This window comes from Fictibacillus enclensis (genome assembly GCF_001457035.1).
GTDB classification, from domain to species: Bacteria; Bacillota; Bacilli; order Bacillales; family Fictibacillaceae; genus Fictibacillus_C; species Fictibacillus_C enclensis.
The window spans coordinates 198,310-215,699 of the sequence record NZ_KQ758618.1 but is presented as its reverse complement, the minus strand read 5'-3'; the positions used below and the strand labels follow the sequence as shown (position 1 = coordinate 215,699).

The following is a 17,390-nucleotide window of genomic DNA, read 5'->3' as shown; positions in this document are numbered from 1 at the left end:
TCTATAGTGTATGTGAAGTTCCGGCTCTCTGATAACCGTTTCTTATGCCGGATCAAGGCGGTATGATAAAAGTTCAAAATCCGGTGTATAAGTGAACGTTCCAAAAATCATTCCTGTTCCGGACAGGACATAGTCAAGAATGTGATGATCGCCAGGAGCCATCGGCAGGTTTCTTACTTCTGCAGCAGGTTTCCAGGCAAGCTTCCCTTCTTCACTTTCTTCCAATGCTTCTCCTTCAGCTTCGGTTGCTAAAAAGGTGAACATCATCCATTCAGAAATAATCTTGTCCTGCTCTTTAATAATAAAATTAAATACGCCTTTCAATTGAGGATTCTTGATGTAGATTCCTGTTTCTTCGCGATATTCCCGGATGACTGAATCCCTGATGGACTCCTCTGACTCCATCTTCCCGCCTGGCGCAACCCACCAGCCTCTTCTTGGTTTTTGCAGGAGGAGCACTTCATTTTCTTTAACTAGTACACAGTTTGTTACTCTTTGCACAATGTTCACCTCGATAAGCTGTTACATTAACATTAGTATACTAAAAATGGGGGTCCCTCACAACGAACTCGTTCCGTCATTTTCCGAGGGTTTTTGCCGGCTCCACAAAAAAAGGGCGCGGAAGCTATCCGCGCCAAAGTCTTGCTCTTTATAAAAAGGGGGTCAATTTCTTATTAATTATTGTACCCCTTTTTTATGTCACCACTGTTACATTCTGATTAAAACACAATTACGGATTTAGACTTTGATCCGTTCCTTCAATTCCTCAACATAATGCTGTGCAGACTGGGCCGCGATACTGCCATCACCTGTGGCGGTTACAATCTGGCGCAATGTTTTCTCCCTGATGTCTCCGGCAGCGAAAATTCCGGGAACTCTGGTTTCCATTAACTCGTTGGTTTCCACATAACCTGCCTCATTTGTAATTCCAAGGTTGAGGAACGCTCTGTTTAACGGAAGCATACCAACATAGATAAATACGCCATCCGCAACAAATTCACGTTCTTCACCCGTTTCCGTGCTTACAAGGGTCAGTTTGTTGACCTTGTTGTTTTCTCCGTGAATTTCCTTGACGGTGTGATTCCACAGGAAATCCACCTTGTCATTATCAAACGCACGCTGTTGAAGAATTTGTTGGGCACGCAGTTTATCACGTCGGTGAACAATCGTTACTTTGGTGGCAAAACGTGTGAGATATACGCCCTCTTCTACTGCGGAGTCTCCTCCGCCTACCACGACAAGCTCTCTGTTTTTAAAGAACGCTCCATCACAAACCGCACAGTAGGAAACGCCGCGTCCGCCAAATTCTTTTTCTCCGGGCACGCCGAGTTTTTTGTACTCTGCACCGGTTCCGATAATAATGGAACGCGCCTTGAATTGTTTGCTTCCAGTCACAACTGTTTTATATTCTTCACCATTGATAATTTCTTTTACATCGCCATAGGCATATTCTGCCCCGAACTTTTTGGCATGTTCAAACATTTTATTGGATAACTCAGGCCCCAGGATGGTTTCAAATCCCGGATAGTTCTCTACATCCTCGGTATTGGCCATTTGTCCACCCGGAATTCCGCGCTCAAGCATCAATGTGCTGAGGTTTGCCCGTGATGTGTAGACAGCAGCTGTCATACCGGCGGGACCTGCTCCGATGATTAGTACGTCGTAAATTTTCTCTTCACTCATCTTGATCCACTCCTTTTGTCCATCCCCAGAACATCTGTCTTTAGATATCGGATATTGTACCTACATGGTATAGGGCAAAAGCGGTTTCGTCCATCGATTTGCTCAATCCACCCGTTCCAGGCCCCGTTTAATAAACTGAATACGGGAGGCAAGCATGGAAACCGTAATTCCATACAACTCTGCAATTTGGCGCTGCGACGCGCCGTCTTTTCTTTTCCTTGCCACATAATCGATTGCTGCCGCAATGGCCGTATGATTCCTTAAAAGGGAACTGTCGGAACGGGCCAAAATCATGGTTTCAAGCCACAAAAACGTAACATCATCATCAATCGACGCGCCGTTCTCTTTTAGAATGGACAAAATGTTTAATCCGCTTGCCACAATCGGTGACATGGATTCAACCTGATGTTCCCCGTCTTCCCGTTTAATGGAAACTGGCATTTTAGGTTCCATCTCCAGTAACAGATGGGCTGCGACTTCCTTCAGAACCGAATGCTCATCAAGCCTTCCGCAAAACGACCTGAGCATTTCAATGTTTTCCTCGCTATTGTTCCCCCTCATCAGGGTTAAATGCACCAATTTATTTTTTTGAAGGCCGCGCGTCACATTATTAAATCGCTGCACAAAATCGCGTTTTTGGGCTATTTCCTGTTTAGCCATCCAAGGGATACGGTACTGGTAATCTGTCCCTGTGACCGTAAGTAATCCATCTCTTGCTTGTTTTAAATAGTAAGGGGCCACCTGTCCATCGGGATCGATTTCCTGTGCTTTTGACCAGCAATTGAGGGCCCGTTCCTCCTTTCCTGTGGCAAAATAAGAAACTGCCAGGAAATGAAGATAAGCCGGGTCATTGAAATAATAATGCTTGTTGATAGAAGCCAGCCAGCGGTTCGCATAGTCATGCTCATTGAAATACCCAAATGTACTGCCCAGCTTGTAACGGTGATCGGGATGGATGGGGAAAACCTTCTTCAGGCTCTCCACCAGCTGCACTGCTTCATCCATTCGGCCCAGCTGTTCATAAAAAATGGCAAGGTTGCACAAAGCATTTAAGTTGCCTGGGTTTTTCTCAAGAATTTGGTTCAGCACGCCCAATGCTTCGTCATATTCTTTTAAATAAAAATGGGTCAATGCAAGATTGTTATAGGCCGCCCAGAACGAAGGATGCTTGCGGATCAAGTCTGCCAGCTGAGCCTTTGCTTCGGCAAGCTCACCGTTTTCAATACTGCTACGTGCCTCTTCATGCCCGACAATCAGCTCCTCTTCTTCTGTAAGCGGCTCGCTTCCGGTTTCAAAGTGGATGAGATCCAGCAATTCAAGTGCATCATCAACAAATTCGCCGTCCGGGTCCTTTCTCATGTATAGAGAAGCGTACGTTTCGGCCTCTGCAAACATTCCCATATGCGCATAATTGTTTGCCATGAAAAAATAGCATTCACTAATGTCCTGTCCCATTGTTTCAAGAACCTGGTCTAAATACAGGTTTGATCTATCATATTCACCCAGCTCGGCCAATGTGGTGGCCAGCTGGCAATAAAATGTCGGTTCTTCCGGCTGTAAGTGCACCGCCCGTTCAAAAAAACGCTTTGCTTTGTTTAAATCCTTTTTCTGATAAGCTTTAATACCCCGATGGAAATAGTCGGTTCCATCCTGCATGAAAGGAAGTATTCGCATGTCACTTTCCGCGTGTTTTTCCTTTTTCATTCTTTCCTCCAATTCTATGTAAAAAGGTCCATTACATAGCCTTTTTTTCTCTCCGTTCCATTCAACCCAAAAAAGTATACCACACACCAAAAGTGTCTTGCATACCCTTTTTGTAACTTTGTCAAGGAAACTTTCGACAAAGGTTTTTTTATGCTTTCATATTCCTATATAAATAGATAAGATCGATTCCGCAATATGGATGTTGCAGACACTTTTTGTCATCCACTTCTTCTTGACAGAACATCACCGCCTCCCGAAAAAGGAAACGGTGATGATGATCTATAACGTAATTTTTAAGAACTTTCTTTTTCCTACTTGAATGATTGTATCATTTTTTATCTCAATCTCAAGTGATTTGTTTACCACTTTTTCCCCGTTCAGTTTAATTCCTCCGTTTTGGATCATTTTGCGCGCTTCGCTCTTGGACGGGAGCAGTTCCAACTCGACAATCAGATCGACTATCGGGATTTTGGGGGCTTTTTGCCACACCATGGTTGGTATATCTTCTGGGAGTTTTCTGTTTTGAAAAACCTGCTGAAAATGATGGACTGCGCTCTCTGATGCCTTCCTTCCATGAAACATGGTCACGAAGTTTTCACCAATCATGATTTTGGCATCACGGGGATGAAGCCTGCCGCTCTTCAAATCCTCCTTCAGCAGTTTCTTTTTCTCAAGATCAAAATCAGTGGCCAAATCGATGTATTTGGGAATCACCTCGTCAGGAATACTCATCGTTTTCCCAAACATATCATTGGGCTTATCATGAATGCCGATGTAATTGCCCTTCGATTTTGACATCTTATCCACTCCGTCAAGACCTTCCAATAAAGGCAGCAGTATGACCGCCTGCTTTTCTTTTTGGTAGTGTTCTTGAAGCTGCCGCCCCATCAATACATTAAAATGCTGATCCGTTCCGCCAAGTTCGATATCACTTTCCAGAACCACCGAATCATAGCCCTGCATCAGCGGGTAAAAAAATTCATGAAGAGAAATCGGCTTTCCGGTGGTGATCCGCTGGCTAAAATCGTTCCGTTCCAGCAGCCTGGCCACGGTGATACTGCCCGCCAGCCGGATGACATCCTCAAAGTTCAGCAGGCGCAGCCACTGAGAATTATAGTGAAGCTCCACCTTCTTCATATCCAGGACTTTTCCGAACTGCTCAACGTACGTCTGTGCATTATGCTTAACCTCTTCATCTGTCAGCTGTTTCCGGGCGGCAGACTTACCGGTGGGATCCCCGATTTTCCCTGTAAAGTCTCCCACAATCAGCTGGATAATGTGGCCGTTTTGCTGAAACTGCTTCAGTTTTTGCAGCACGACGGTATGCCCGATATGAACATCCGGAGCGGAAGGGTCCAAACCCAGCTTCACCTTCAATGGCTTCTTTTTAAGCAACGATTTGGCAATCTTCTGCTTCAGCTCAAGGGCAGGAATGATTTCGTTCACGCCATTGGCATACAACGCGTATTGCCTTTCCATCTCTTTTCTCTGGAATGCAGACAGCTGCTCCATACTCGTGTTCATCAAAACCATTCCTTTCTGATTAATATAAAAAAACCACATCCCTGTATAAAAGGGACGTGGTTTTTCACGCGGTACCACCCTTGTTGAAGCATCGCTTCCACTTGGAGAAATAACGGTTCATGCCGTTCCTTGCTACGATCCGCAGGACCGGACGTTCACAAAGAAAGTTCGAGGAGGTAATTCATAAGGGTCTTTGTACCGGTTTGCACCTGCCACCGGCTCTCTAAAACAGGGAGACCGCTACTACTCGTTCCTCTCATTACTTTTCACGAAATTGTTTTCTCACTAGTTTAGTGTATTGGGCAGGTGAATACAAGTACAAATTTAACATATTTTTGAAATTGTTTTAGGAATGTGGGACAGGGAAGTAGTTTGAATTCAGTTTTGCTCGAATATGTTGCTTTTTCGCCCAATTAATTTAATTTATGCTCAAATATTATCAGTTTGCGCCCAATTATCCAAAATTACGCCCAATTCGGCCAGTGAAGGGACAAAAAGGCCCCGGAACCTCGCCGGCGGCCTCACAAAAACTTATTTACGGTCTTTTGATGTATGGCGTTCCTCTAAAACACTCAAAACTTCAGCAAACGGAAGCTTTTGTTCCTGAAGAAGAACAAGAAGGTGGTAAATCAGGTCGGCTGCTTCCCATTTCAGCTCTTCTTTATCGCGGTTTTTCGCCGCAATAATAACCTCTGATGCTTCTTCTCCGACCTTTTTCAGGATCTTGTCCACGCCTTTATCAAATAGATAGGTCGTGTAGGCCCCTTCCGGCATTTCCCGTTCGCGCTCGGCAATGAGTCCCTGCAGCACATTCAAAATATCCTGCGGTTTTCCTTGGCTGTCTTCTTTACCAGGAACAATGTCTCCATAAGAGGTTTTCCCGCTCTTTTCTGCCTCAGACAAATCGGAAGCTCCAGCTCCAAAACAGCTCTCGGCACCAGTATGGCATGCAGGTCCCTTCGGATCCACAAACACCACCAGGGCATCCTGGTCACAATCCACATGGATATCGATCACTTTTTGAGTGTTACCCGACGTTTCCCCTTTATGCCAAATCTCTTGGCGGGAACGACTGTAAAACACCGTTTCACCAATCTCCAGTGTTTTTTTCAGTGACTCTTCATTCATATAAGCCAGGGTTAATACCTTTTTTGTCCGCGCATCCTGGACAATCGCAGGAATCAATCCTTTTTCATCAAACTTGATGGAAGACAGGTTCATCGGATCACCACTCCTTTTTCTTTTAGGTCTTTCTTTACTTCCCGGACCGAGGTTTCTTTATAATGAAAAATACTTGCGGCCAAAGCAGCATCCGCTTTTCCATCTGTAAAAGCTTCATAAAAATGCTGGGCATTACCGGCTCCGCCTGAAGCGATAACAGGCACGGTTACCGCCTCGCTGACGGTTTTGGTCAGCGCAAGATTAAACCCGGTTTTTTCCCCGTCCTGATCCATGCTTGTCAGCAGGATTTCGCCGGCTCCACGCTTGACGGCTTCCCGGGCCCAATCGGTCACTTCCCAATTAGTCGGCTTGCGTCCTCCATGCGTGTACACCCTCCAGGAACCAAGGCTTTCATCGTACTTGGCGTCAATCGCCGTGACGATACACTGTGAACCAAAATAGTCCGCCCCTTCGGTAATCAGCTCGGGACGCAGCAAGGCTGCTGTATTTACCGACACCTTGTCTGCTCCGGCCCGAAGAACTCGTTTCATGTCCTCGAGTGAGTTAATGCCTCCTCCCACTGTAAAAGGGATGGCCAGCTGGCTCGCTACCCGGTCCACCACGTCGATCATCGTCTGGCGTCCTTCATGTGAAGCTGAAATATCCAAAAAAACAAGCTCGTCGGCGCCTTCTCTGTCATAAAAAGCCGCAAGCTCCACAGGATCACCTGCATCAAGCAAATTCAAAAACTGAATTCCTTTTACCACCCGGCCTTCTTTTACATCCAGGCAAGGAATGATTCGTTTTGTCAGCATTTATTTCACCTTCTCCAACGCTTCCTGCAGTGTAAACCGCCCTGTGTAAAGCGCCTTTCCAATAATGGCACCACCGATGCCGCGGTGATCTGCCTTTAAGGCAGCCAGGTCATCAAGAGAACTTACACCACCTGAAGCAATGACATTTTTACCGGTTAATCCAGCGAGCTCACCAATGGCTTCCGTATTTGGCCCTTTTAGTGTACCGTCTTTGGAGATATCCGTGAAAATAAACGTCTCAGCTCCTTCATTCCCGAGCTTCTCCGCCAGCTCAGACGCTTCGATCTCTGAGGTGTTGAGCCAGCCTTCTGTTGCAACATATCCGTCACGCGCATCAATTCCGATGGCAATCTGGCTGCCATACTTCCTGAGCATTTTAACAACAAATTCCGGATTCGAAATGGCTGCACTTCCCAGAATCACCCGGTTTACGCCTTCCTCCAGGTAAAAAGCGACATCTTCTTCATTACGGATGCCCCCGCCGATTTGCACCGACACCTGAAGTTCATTGGCCACCCTGACCACATGCTGATGATTGACCCGTTCTCCGGCTTTCGCGCCATCCAGGTCGACCATGTGAATCCACTTGGCTCCCGCTTCTGCAAATTGCTTTGCCATATCAAATGGAGAGTCTCCGTATACGGTCTCCTGGTTGTAATCTCCCTGCAGCAGCCTTACGCATTTTCCACCGCGCATGTCAATTGCAGGATACAAGATAAATTCGCTCATGCCTTTGCCTCCTCTGCCAGATTGCAAAAATTGCTCAAGATCGTCATGCCGACTTCCGAACTTTTTTCCGGATGAAACTGTGTGCCGAAGATGTTGTTACTGCCGACGACGGCCGGTACCGCCCTGTCCCCGTATTGCGCCTCTGCAATGACAGTTTCGGGATCATCACTTTGAACCACATACGAATGAACAAAATAAACAAACCCTTCCTCAAGGTTTTCAATAAGAGGAGATCTGCGGTTGTACTGCAGTTTGTTCCATCCCATATGAGGCACTTTGTATGCTTCCCCATTATTTGTGACCCCTGAAAACCGTTCAACTCTGCCAGGCAGAAGTCCCAGTCCTTTTGTGAGGCCATTCTCTTCACTTTCTTCAAATAACAGCTGCATGCCGAGGCAAATTCCTAAAAGCGGTTTTCCGGCTGCTGCTGCTTCCTTTATAAAATCGGTAAGGCCAGTTCCATTCAGAATCAGCATGGCATCCTTAAACGATCCCACACCAGGCAAAAGAAGCTTGTCCGCTTGATCCAGCTCTTCTTTTTTATCGGACAGAAAATAGGGCTGCTCCAGCCGTTTGAGCGCCGAGCTTACCGAATGAAGATTTCCCATTCCATAATCAATGATGCCGATCATTTACAACATCCCCTTTGTGGAAGGAACACCCTTCACCCTCGGGTCGATGAGGGTCGCTTCATCCAGCGCCTTGGCAAACGCCTTGAAGACCGCCTCGATCATATGATGCGTATTGGTTCCATAGTGAACAATCACGTGAAGATTCATTCGCGCTTCAAGAGCCAGTTTCCAGAAGAATTCATGTACAAGCTCGGTATCAAAGGTTCCTACCTTTTGGGAAGGAAACTCTGCCCGGAATTCTAAATGCGGGCGGTTGCTTAAATCGATGGCAACTTGTGCAAGGGTTTCATCCATCGGCACAAATGCGTTGCCATAGCGTTTGATCCCCATTTTATCTCCAAGCGCCTCTTTAATCGCAGTCCCAAGACAAATTCCCACATCCTCGGTCGTATGATGGTCATCAATTTCGGTATCACCCGTGGCGTTTACCTTTAAATTAAAAAGCCCGTGGCGGGCAAAGCCGTCAAGCATATGGTTTAAAAACGGAACAGGTGTATCAATAGACGCCTGTCCGTCTCCATCAATATCAAAAGAGAGGGCTATCTGTGTTTCTTTTGTATTTCGTTCGATTGAATACGTCCGGTTACTCATGTTCACTTTCCCCCAGTCTTTTCTCTACTGCCCGGGCATGGGCTTCCAATCCCTCAAGCCGGGCAAATGCTGCGATTTTTTTGGCGTTTTCCTCTATGGCGCTCTCACTGTACATGATGACACTCGATTTTTTTGTAAAATCATCCACATTGAGAGGCGAGGAAAAGCGTGCCGTTCCGCTCGTCGGCAATACATGGTTGCTTCCGGCAAAATAATCTCCAACCGGCTCTGACGAATTCGGCCCTAGAAAAATAGCCCCGGCATGTTTGATTTTCCCCAAAAGCTCCATTGGGTGCTCTGTCATGACTTCCAAATGCTCAGGAGCGATTTCGTTGATGACGTCCACACCCTGGCTCAGGCTGTCTACCAGATAGATCGCTCCATACGTTTCAATCGATTCCCGGGCAATCTCTTGTCTAGGCAGCGTTTTAAGCTGTAGTTCAACTTGCTCCGCCACCTGGTTTGCCAGTTCTTCAGAAGTGGTAACCAAAACGGCAGCGGCACGCGGATCATGCTCGGCCTGTGACAGTAAATCGGCAGCCACATAAACCGGATTGGCGGTTTCATCAGCCAGCACGGCAATCTCACTCGGTCCGGCAATCATGTCAATATCCACCGTGCCGAAGACCTCCCGTTTCGCCAATGCTACGTATACATTTCCCGGCCCGACGATTTTATCCACCTTCTGAATGGTTTCTGTACCGTAGGCAAGCGCGCCAATCGCTTGGGCGCCGCCTGCTTTATAAATCGCGCTGATCCCGCTTTCTCTGGCGGCAACCAGTACACCAGCCGGAAGCTTTCCGTCCTTTCCTGGAGGGGAAACGAGTACGATTCGCCCGACTCCCGCTACCTTCGCCGGAACCACACCCATAAGCACCGAAGATGGATAGGCTGCCGTTCCTCCAGGCACATACACACCGACTGAATCAAGCGGCGTTACTTTCTGTCCAAGCAGCGTTCCGTCTTCTTTGGTAATAAACCAGGACTGCTTCTTCTGCTGCACATGATAGTCTTCAATATTTTTTGCTGCTTCCTTTATAATGGCAATCATTTCGTCATCGACTTCGCTGTAAGCCTGCTCGATCTCTTTTTCTGTTACTTCCAGCTCACTCAGCAGAACCTTGTCAAATTTCTCGGTAAGCTCGTACAATGCCGCATCGCCCTGCTCACGTACCTGGGTTAAGATGCTCTTTACCGCTTTCAGCTGGGCTTCTGAGTCCTGATCAATATTTCGCTTCAAGCTGTTTAGATTTGTTGCCCGTTCAATCCTCACCTGATCTCCTCCTTGCTCTCCACCACTTTGCTTAAACGCTCGACCAGTTCGTCGATCACGCCAGCCTTCATGCGGTAGCTTGCAGGATTCACAATAATACGGGAAGTAATCTCCCTGATTTTCTCCAGCTCAACCAGTCCGTTTTCCTTCAATGTTCTACCGGTTGATACAATATCCACAATTCTGTCTGCCAGGCCAATCAGCGGAGCGAGCTCGATGGAACCGTTTAATTTAATAATTTCCACCTGTTCCCCTTGTTCGCGGAAATAGTGGGCTGCCACATTCGGATATTTCGTTGCGATTTTCGGTGCGACGGAATGCACCTTTTGTTCCGGGAGACCAGCCACCGCCAAGTAGCAGTCACTGATTTTCAGATCAAGAACCTCATACACGTCCCGCTCTTCTTCCAGCATGACGTCTTTTCCAGCAATGCCGACATCCGCCACACCGTGTTCCACGTAGGTTGGAACATCCATCGGCTTGGCCAGGATAAAACGCATACCCGCCTCTTCGATCTCAATGATCAGCTTTCTAGAATCCTCGAACTCGGGAGGCAGCGGATAGCCCGCCTGGCGCAACAATTCTACAGCTTCCTGAAAAATACGGCCTTTTGGCATCGCCACTGTGAGTAAACTGCTCATCGTGCCTCTCCTTTCCCGCTTTTACCGATTACATAAATCACTTCTTGAAACCGGCCGCTGTATTCATCCACATTGCCGACACCCGATATATCCTGAACCACGACTGAACGTCCCTGTTCCCGAAGTTCACGAGATTTGGCAATGGCTTCTTTTCGGTTTTCCGCACTAAAGATGATGCATGACCGTGGAGCGGATGGTTCCTTTGCACTGAGTGCTTCAAGGAGGTAATCCAGCCTTATACCAAACCCGATCGCCTGGGCACTTCGCCCGAACTCACCCAAGAGCTGATCATAACGGCCTCCACTGCATAGCGGGAAACCCAGTTCATTGGTATACCCTTCAAAAACAATTCCTGTATAGTAGCTCATATGGCTGAATAACGTAAAATCAAGGACCACCTTATCCTGCACACCATACAGTGCAAGAATGTTCAAAAGCTCTCTTAAATCACTGATCGCTTTTCTTCCTCCAACTGCTGTCAAATCCTCAGCTGACTTCAGTACTTCCTCTCCTCCGCGGAGATGAAGAAGATCCAGCAGTCGCTTTTTATCAATCGAAGATAAAGGAAGGCTCTTCACATGGCTGGCATAGCCCACATAATTTTTTTCATATAAAAAACGTAACAATTCTTCAGCACGGTCTTCATTTCCAAGAACTTCAACAAAAAGCTCATTCAAAAAGCCAATATGGCCAACAGCCACTTTAAACTCCTGCAATCCCGTCTTCGAAAGCGTGGATACCATCAGTGCAATCACTTCGGCATCGGCACTTGAAGTACCGTCTCCGATCAATTCCACTCCAACCTGTTCAAACTCCGCCGGACGTCCGCCCTCCCGCTGCTGGGATCGGAACACCGCTGAATCATACGCCAGCCGGATCGGATAGGAAACATCTTTCATAGAAGAGGAAACAACACGCGCAATCGGAGCCGTCATATCCGGTCTCAGTACGAGCGTCTTCCCTTCTGAATCCAGTAATTTGAAAAGCTGCTGATCCAGTATGGCGGAAGCTTCTCCCACCGTATCGTAATATTCGAGTGTAGGGGTTTGGATGAATTGGTATCCCCATTCACGGATTTCCTGTTCCATTACGGTTCGAACCTGCTGCTTTACTTGATATAAAACAGGAAGAGTATCCCTCATTCCCATTGGCTTTTCAAAAACAAATGGCTTCGACATCGACTCACACCTTCACTTATGCTTTAGTTCGCTAATATACTACCGAGATAAATTATACGTTGTAGTCTACACTTCTTTCTGCGGTTCGTCAACATCCCCCTCTTTGACCCTCTTGCATGCATTCTTTTAAACGCGTTAAAATACGTTACAGAAGATAAAAAGAGGGAATAATGCTACAAGATCATTAAAAAAATTATGATAAAGGAGCTTACTCTGTGATCAATCGAATATTTTTTATACTCATTTTAGCCGGTGTTCCTTTGTCTGTGGCAGCGGCCTTGCTCCACTGGCCGGCCGTCATCTCGTTCGTTCTTTATTGTGTCACGATTATAGCCCTAGCCTCTTATATGGGGAGGGCAACGGAAAGTTTGGCGATCGTGGTTGGACCGCGGATTGGCGGACTGCTTAATGCTACCTTTGGAAACGCAGTTGAACTGATTATTTCCATTTTCGCCTTAAAAGCCGGCCTGGTTCCGGTGGTGCTCGCTTCCCTGACCGGTTCTGTACTGGGAAACCTCTTGCTGGTTGGAGGATTATCCTTCTTTATTGGCGGACTCAAGTTCAAGCGTCAGAGGTTCAATGTTCATGATGCCCAGCACAATGCAGGTCTTATGATCTTTGCAATCGTCGTCGCTTTTGTATTCCCTGAAGTCTTCTCCATGACACTAAATGATCAGGAATCATTTACTCTCAGTATCTGGGTTTCTGCCATCATGATCGTTCTCTATCTCGCTGCTCTATACTTTAAACTCGTCACACATCGCGGAGTTTATGCCTATGACGAAGAAAAAGGAGAAAATGAGGAGCAAGAAACGGCGGAATGGACCAAGTCAAAATCCATCCTTGTGCTGGGCCTTGCCACACTTGCTGTTGCGTACATATCCGAGAACCTTGTCCATACCTTTGAAGAGGTAGGCGAGACGCTCGGCTGGAGTGAAATCTTTATCGGGATCATCATTGTTGCTATCGTGGGTAATGCGGCAGAGCATGCCTCTGCCGTGATGATGGCTTATAAAAACAAAGTAGGCATCACGGTCGAAATTGCCGTGGGTTCCACCCTGCAGATTGCCATGTTTGTTGCACCGGTTCTGGTTTTGATTTCCGTATTTTTCGAAAAGCAAATGTCCCTTGTATTTTCGATGCCCGAACTGGTATCCATGGTGCTGGCCGTCTTTTTGACCATTTCCCTGACAAATGACGGAGACACCAACTGGTTTGAAGGACTGACACTGCTTGCTGCCTATATGATTATGGGTGTCGGATTCTATCTGCTGTAACAAGACAAAAAGAAAAAGCTTCAGCACATGCCCTCTTTGTGCTGAAGCTTTTTTTACCCAAAGAAAAGATCCAGAATGGTTCCAAGCTGTCCTTTCTTTCCTTCCAGAATGGATGGATTGTACACTTCAACATATCCGCAGTTCTCACATGAAACAAATAAAAAATGATTATGCTGGAGATCCAGCAGCTTGCTGAGCCCCGATCCAGTCATCGCAAGCTCTTTCGTTTTGCACCGGCCATGGCCGCACTTTACACATTTAAACTTTTCACGAATTTTATCTTCTACACCGCCCACTGACTTTCCTCCTTACCAAATGTGATAACATACTTGTCCTTAATTGCGTATATGGTAAATACTAGACGTACGCAGAGAAGGAGGAGACTGATTTTGAAAGACTATATTCAATGGGGAGCCCTGCATTTGGATGAACGAACAGCCTGTTTGCTGATTTCCTTTCTGGCCGCCTTTGGAACCGTTTATCTAAAGCAAAGAATTACCCAAGCACAACTGGAGGAATGGCACCTTACGTGGAATGCGGTCCTGTTACTGATTTTCGTATGGAAAATAAGCTATTTTCTGTTGCACCCAGTCCTGACTATCAAACATCCCGTCTATCTGCTCTATTTTTCCGGGGGCAAACCGGGTATCCTGATTGGTGCAGCCGCAGCCCTTTTGTATGTATTCATTCAGCTTTCTCGATCTTCTCTTCCGCTTTCCACCTTTTTACATATTCTTTGTCTGGTGGGATTTTCCTTTTTGCTCCTGTATGGAGGTTTTCAAGCCTTTCTCGCAAAAGATGCAGCTTCTTCTCTTTTTTGCCTGATAGTTTCAGGTATATTGGCCATCTTTTTAACCAGGAAAAAGAGGCGTCTTCTTCCAATCTATGCTGCGTTGGTCTTGATGCTGGGTTTGAGCAGTACATCCTTCTTTTGGCTAAAGAGTGACGAAACAAAAGGTAAAGCGGTGGCCGTTTCAACCACCGGCCTTAAACGAGGAAATGTTCCTCCTGATTTTGTGCTGAAAACATTAGATGGCCGGAAGGTGACTCTGTCACAGGTTAAAGGTAAAACCGTATTTTTAAATTTTTGGGCAAGCTGGTGCCCTCCCTGCCAGGCAGAAATGCCAGAAATCGAGCGCTTTTATAAAGAAAACAGCCGGAGACCGATCGAAATCCTATCGGTACATCTCACTTCTGAAGATTCTGTACAGGCCGCCCGCGGCTTTGCCAATAAACACAAGCTGACGTTTCCCATTCTGCTCGACGAAACAGGGGAAGTGAGTGAAAGATTTCATGTGGTGACGCTTCCGACTACCTTTGTCATCAGTCCCCAAGGCCAAATCGTTCAGCAACACATCGGCCCATTGAACCGGGAGATGATGGAATCCTTAATGGAATAGCTCCTTAAAAAACAAAAAACCCAGCTGACTCATGGGAGGCGGCTGGGTTCCGATGTTTAACCCAACGCCTCAAAAAAGAGAAAGCTTGAGTTTAGTTATAATCTACTATTGTTTTCTGCGAATGCGTTTCTTTTTAACAAAACGGGCGGCAAAGTTCTTTACCTCATACTCGCGGCAGAGCAGATAAAAGCGATGGTGGTGTCCATCTTTCATGTCCGAAAGCTCACAATTCAGGTGCTCATTCAGTTCAGTGCGAGAAACACTGACGGTATACTTTTTTCCATGGTTAGGAATTTCGATCGTAATATGATTAAGGAAATGGAGTTCTTTTAGCAAGTAAACGGTGGAATCAAGAAGGAGCTGACAGACAGCTTCCTCCGAACCCAGATAATGCAGGTAATCTTCTTTTGTAAGAGAAGTCTGAGGAACCAACTTTCGATAGGATGTATAATCGCCAAAATAATACACGCTCGCTTTATCGTCGTGAAGTTCATAATGCTTCACAAACGAGCTTCCTTTTAGCTTGGAAACTGCTGCACGGAAACGGTAAGCATCCCTTGTCGCAAGATGTTCTGTATTGTTGCTCGCCTGGGCTGCAGGATGCTGGCTCACGTTGCACTCATCCATTAAATGCCCTACTTTGAATGTATCTCTTACAAAAAAAATAGAAAAAGATTTCCGGTTCAAGTTACTTCCCTCCTGCTTACCGAGTTGTCTTGCTTTAAGTATACTCCTAACATACAGAAAACCCAATAGGCGAAAGCACGACAAAATTCAACTTTTTTCCCGTTCGCGTCCTTCACGCTCTTCTCTCGTATAAATCATCTGCATTGGATTTCCTCCGACAAAAGCGCCCGCAGGTACATCCTTGTGCACAAGCGTTCCAGCCGACACGATCGCTCCATCCCCAATGGAGACACCAGGCAAAATGGTGCTGTTCGCTCCGATCATGACTTCATCCCCAATGTGCACATCTCCGAGACGATACTCGGAAATGAGGTATTCATGAGCAAGAATGGTCGTATTGTAACCAATAACGGAATTTCTCCCAATGGTTATCCGTTCCGGGAACATGATATCCATCATCACCATCAGAGCAACTGCCGTGTCCTCACCCACCTTCATGCCCAAAAAGGTCCTGTACATCCAGTTTTTCACCGGAAGAAAAGGAGTATAGCGTGCGATTTGGATGGCCATAAAATTCTTTGCCACCTTCCAAAATGGAACGGTAGCGTAAATTTGATAGAGCGAATTTTTGCCTTGGACATGATACCGTTCCGTTTTTCTCACGTTATCTCTCTCCTAATATGGTAAGCAGATCTGTCATATGATCGAGCATGTAGTCGGGAGAAAACTCCTCAAGGTATTCCCTTCCTCGTATGGTCCACGAAACACCGGCTGTTTTTGTACGGGCATTTTTTCCGGCCAGAATATCGTATTTGCTGTCACCGACCATGATGGCTTCCTCCGGTTTGGCATTTAGCAGCGCAAGCGCTTTTTCCACCGGTTCGGCATCAGGCTTGGCGCGTTCCACATCATCGAGCGTTACAATGGTCTCAAAGAACTTGTCCAGTCCGACAATCTTCAGTCCCAGATTAACAGAATTCCTCATTTTAGTCGTCACAATCCCCAATTTATATCCATTCTTGTGAAGGGTTTCAATCGTTTCGATCACGCCTTCAAATTCGGTCACCAGTTCTTCGTGATGTGATAGATTATGTTCCTTATAGGTTTCGATCAGTTCCTTCACCTGGTTTTTGTCAAAATGCTCCATCGTTTCGGTCAATGGCATCCCCATGAGAGGGATGATATGTTCCCGGTTGTATTGTTCAGGAAAGAATTTATCAAGCGTATGAAGATAGGATGCGATAATCAGCTCGTTCGTGTTGATCAGTGTTCCATCCAAATCAAAAAGTGCGGTATTGATTTTCATAACGTGTCAGATTCCTTTCTTGTTATCCTTCGAGATAGCGCTTCTCTGCCAATCCCGTTTTGCGGCGATACACAATGAGAATGATGGATAGGGCAATTAAAACGAGCGAGATGACCTGTGCAATCCGAAGGTTCGAAGTGAGCATCAAGCTGTCCGTACGCATGCCTTCCACGAAATAACGGCCGATGGAATACCAGATGACATAACTGAAGAAGAGTTCTCCCCTTTTGAGGTTGACCCGCCTCAGCAGCAGCAGGATGACAAACCCGGCAAGATCCCATAGCGATTCGTACAAAAACGTAGGATGGTAATAGACGCCATTTATGTACATTTGGTTCACAATAAAATCGGGCAGATGAAGTGTATTTTCCAAAAAGCTGCGGCTGACCTCACGCCCGTGGGCTTCCTGGTTCATAAAATTGCCCCAGCGTCCGATTCCCTGTCCGAGAATAATACTCGGAGCCGCAATATCGGCGAGCTTCCAAAAGGAAATGCCGCGGGCCCTTGAAAAGATATACGCGGTTAAAAACGAACCGATAAGTGCTCCATGAATAGCGATTCCGCCTTCCCAAATGGCAATGATCTTTCCAGGATGCTTGCTGTAGAAATCCCATTCAAACAACACATAGTAAATTCTTGCGCAAATGATTGCGATCGGAACCGCCCACATGACAACATCCACAAATGTATCTTTCCCGAGCCCCCGTTTTTCCGACTCTCTAACGGCAATACACAGTCCCAGCAGGGCGCCTAAACCAATAATTACACCATACCAATACACAGTAATCGGCCCCAGCTCAAAGGCAACCCGGTCGATTGGTTGAATACTTGAATCCACGGTTCCACTTC

General features: G+C 46.4%; 19 protein-coding genes and 1 other annotated feature. Of the genes, 2 read left to right on the top strand and 17 right to left on the bottom strand.

What is annotated here, in order from left to right; translation table 11 throughout:
• Positions 1-42: 42 nt before the first annotated feature.
• The 12 genes from AS030_RS11475 to AS030_RS11420 form a co-directional block, all read right to left on the bottom strand.
• Positions 43-501 (bottom strand): NUDIX hydrolase, encoded by a 459-nt coding sequence (locus AS030_RS11475; protein WP_061971991.1) that lies wholly within the window; start codon positions 499-501, stop codon positions 43-45.
• 237 nt (positions 502-738) lie between these two features.
• Positions 739-1,683: a thioredoxin-disulfide reductase gene (gene trxB, locus AS030_RS11470; RefSeq protein WP_061971990.1), complete on the bottom strand. Its 945-nt coding sequence runs from the start codon at positions 1,681-1,683 to the stop codon at positions 739-741.
• Positions 1,684-1,785: 102 nt separating this feature from the next.
• Complete coding sequence (locus AS030_RS11465; RefSeq protein WP_061971989.1) at positions 1,786-3,387, bottom strand: tetratricopeptide repeat protein; 1,602 nt, start codon at positions 3,385-3,387, stop codon at positions 1,786-1,788.
• Positions 3,388-3,666: 279 nt separating this feature from the next.
• Positions 3,667-4,911: a tyrosine--tRNA ligase gene (tyrS, locus tag AS030_RS11460; RefSeq protein ID WP_061971988.1), complete on the bottom strand. Its 1,245-nt coding sequence runs from the start codon at positions 4,909-4,911 to the stop codon at positions 3,667-3,669.
• A 47-nt stretch (positions 4,912-4,958) separates the two neighbouring features.
• Positions 4,959-5,180, bottom strand: a binding site (T-box leader).
• Between the two features lie 262 nt (positions 5,181-5,442).
• Positions 5,443-6,132: a bifunctional phosphoribosyl-AMP cyclohydrolase/phosphoribosyl-ATP diphosphatase HisIE gene (hisIE, locus tag AS030_RS11455; RefSeq protein ID WP_061971987.1), complete on the bottom strand. Its 690-nt coding sequence runs from the start codon at positions 6,130-6,132 to the stop codon at positions 5,443-5,445.
• Positions 6,129-6,887, bottom strand: coding sequence for an imidazole glycerol phosphate synthase subunit HisF (hisF, locus tag AS030_RS11450; protein WP_061971986.1), 759 nt, complete (start codon positions 6,885-6,887; stop codon positions 6,129-6,131). Before hisF ends, hisIE begins: the two co-directional genes overlap by 4 nt.
• On the bottom strand, positions 6,888-7,616 hold the full coding sequence (gene hisA, locus AS030_RS11445) for a 1-(5-phosphoribosyl)-5-[(5-phosphoribosylamino)methylideneamino]imidazole-4-carboxamide isomerase (protein ID WP_061971985.1): 729 nt from the start codon (positions 7,614-7,616) through the stop codon (positions 6,888-6,890).
• Positions 7,613-8,248 (bottom strand): imidazole glycerol phosphate synthase subunit HisH, encoded by a 636-nt coding sequence (gene hisH, locus AS030_RS11440; RefSeq protein WP_061971984.1) that lies wholly within the window; start codon positions 8,246-8,248, stop codon positions 7,613-7,615. The genes hisA and hisH overlap by 4 nt, the downstream gene beginning before the upstream one ends.
• Entirely contained in the window at positions 8,249-8,839 is a 591-nt protein-coding gene (hisB, locus tag AS030_RS11435) for an imidazoleglycerol-phosphate dehydratase HisB (protein WP_061971983.1), read from the bottom strand. It lies immediately after the preceding gene.
• A complete protein-coding gene (gene hisD, locus AS030_RS11430) occupies positions 8,832-10,112 on the bottom strand; it encodes a histidinol dehydrogenase (protein ID WP_061971982.1) in 1,281 nt (426 codons plus the stop codon). Before hisD ends, hisB begins: the two co-directional genes overlap by 8 nt.
• Complete coding sequence (gene hisG, locus AS030_RS11425; protein WP_061971981.1) at positions 10,109-10,753, bottom strand: ATP phosphoribosyltransferase; 645 nt, start codon at positions 10,751-10,753, stop codon at positions 10,109-10,111. Before hisG ends, hisD begins: the two co-directional genes overlap by 4 nt.
• Entirely contained in the window at positions 10,750-11,931 is a 1,182-nt protein-coding gene (locus AS030_RS11420) for an ATP phosphoribosyltransferase regulatory subunit (RefSeq protein ID WP_061971980.1), read from the bottom strand. Before AS030_RS11420 ends, hisG begins: the two co-directional genes overlap by 4 nt.
• A gap of 218 nt (positions 11,932-12,149) precedes the next feature.
• Between AS030_RS11420 and cax the strand changes: the two genes are divergently transcribed.
• Positions 12,150-13,208 carry a calcium/proton exchanger gene (gene cax, locus AS030_RS11415; RefSeq protein WP_176716395.1) on the top strand — a complete coding sequence of 353 codons (1,059 nt, stop codon included), beginning with the start codon at positions 12,150-12,152 and terminating at the stop codon, positions 13,206-13,208.
• Between the two features lie 53 nt (positions 13,209-13,261).
• Here the strand turns inward: cax and AS030_RS11410 are convergent, their stop codons facing one another.
• Positions 13,262-13,504: a zinc ribbon domain-containing protein gene (locus AS030_RS11410; RefSeq protein WP_061971978.1), complete on the bottom strand. Its 243-nt coding sequence runs from the start codon at positions 13,502-13,504 to the stop codon at positions 13,262-13,264.
• A 93-nt stretch (positions 13,505-13,597) separates the two neighbouring features.
• On the opposite strand from AS030_RS11410, the gene AS030_RS24570 reads away from it, so the two are divergent.
• The gene (locus AS030_RS24570) at positions 13,598-14,608 is read left to right on the top strand and encodes a peroxiredoxin family protein (protein WP_061971977.1); all 1,011 of its coding nucleotides are present in this window, start codon (positions 13,598-13,600) and stop codon (positions 14,606-14,608) included.
• 105 nt (positions 14,609-14,713) lie between these two features.
• Here the strand turns inward: AS030_RS24570 and AS030_RS11400 are convergent, their stop codons facing one another.
• The 4 genes from AS030_RS11400 to lgt all read right to left on the bottom strand — a co-directional run bounded on the left by AS030_RS11400 (position 14,714) and on the right by lgt (position 17,379).
• On the bottom strand, positions 14,714-15,295 hold the full coding sequence (locus AS030_RS11400) for a hypothetical protein (protein WP_061971976.1): 582 nt from the start codon (positions 15,293-15,295) through the stop codon (positions 14,714-14,716).
• A gap of 87 nt (positions 15,296-15,382) precedes the next feature.
• Positions 15,383-15,898 carry an acyltransferase gene (locus tag AS030_RS11395; RefSeq protein WP_061971975.1) on the bottom strand — a complete coding sequence of 172 codons (516 nt, stop codon included), beginning with the start codon at positions 15,896-15,898 and terminating at the stop codon, positions 15,383-15,385.
• 1 nt (position 15,899) lies between these two features.
• The gene (gene ppaX, locus AS030_RS11390; RefSeq protein ID WP_061971974.1) at positions 15,900-16,541 is read right to left on the bottom strand and encodes a pyrophosphatase PpaX; all 642 of its coding nucleotides are present in this window, start codon (positions 16,539-16,541) and stop codon (positions 15,900-15,902) included.
• 22 nt (positions 16,542-16,563) lie between these two features.
• Complete coding sequence (gene lgt / locus AS030_RS11385; RefSeq protein WP_061971973.1) at positions 16,564-17,379, bottom strand: prolipoprotein diacylglyceryl transferase; 816 nt, start codon at positions 17,377-17,379, stop codon at positions 16,564-16,566.
• Between the last annotated feature and the right edge of the window lie 11 nt (positions 17,380-17,390).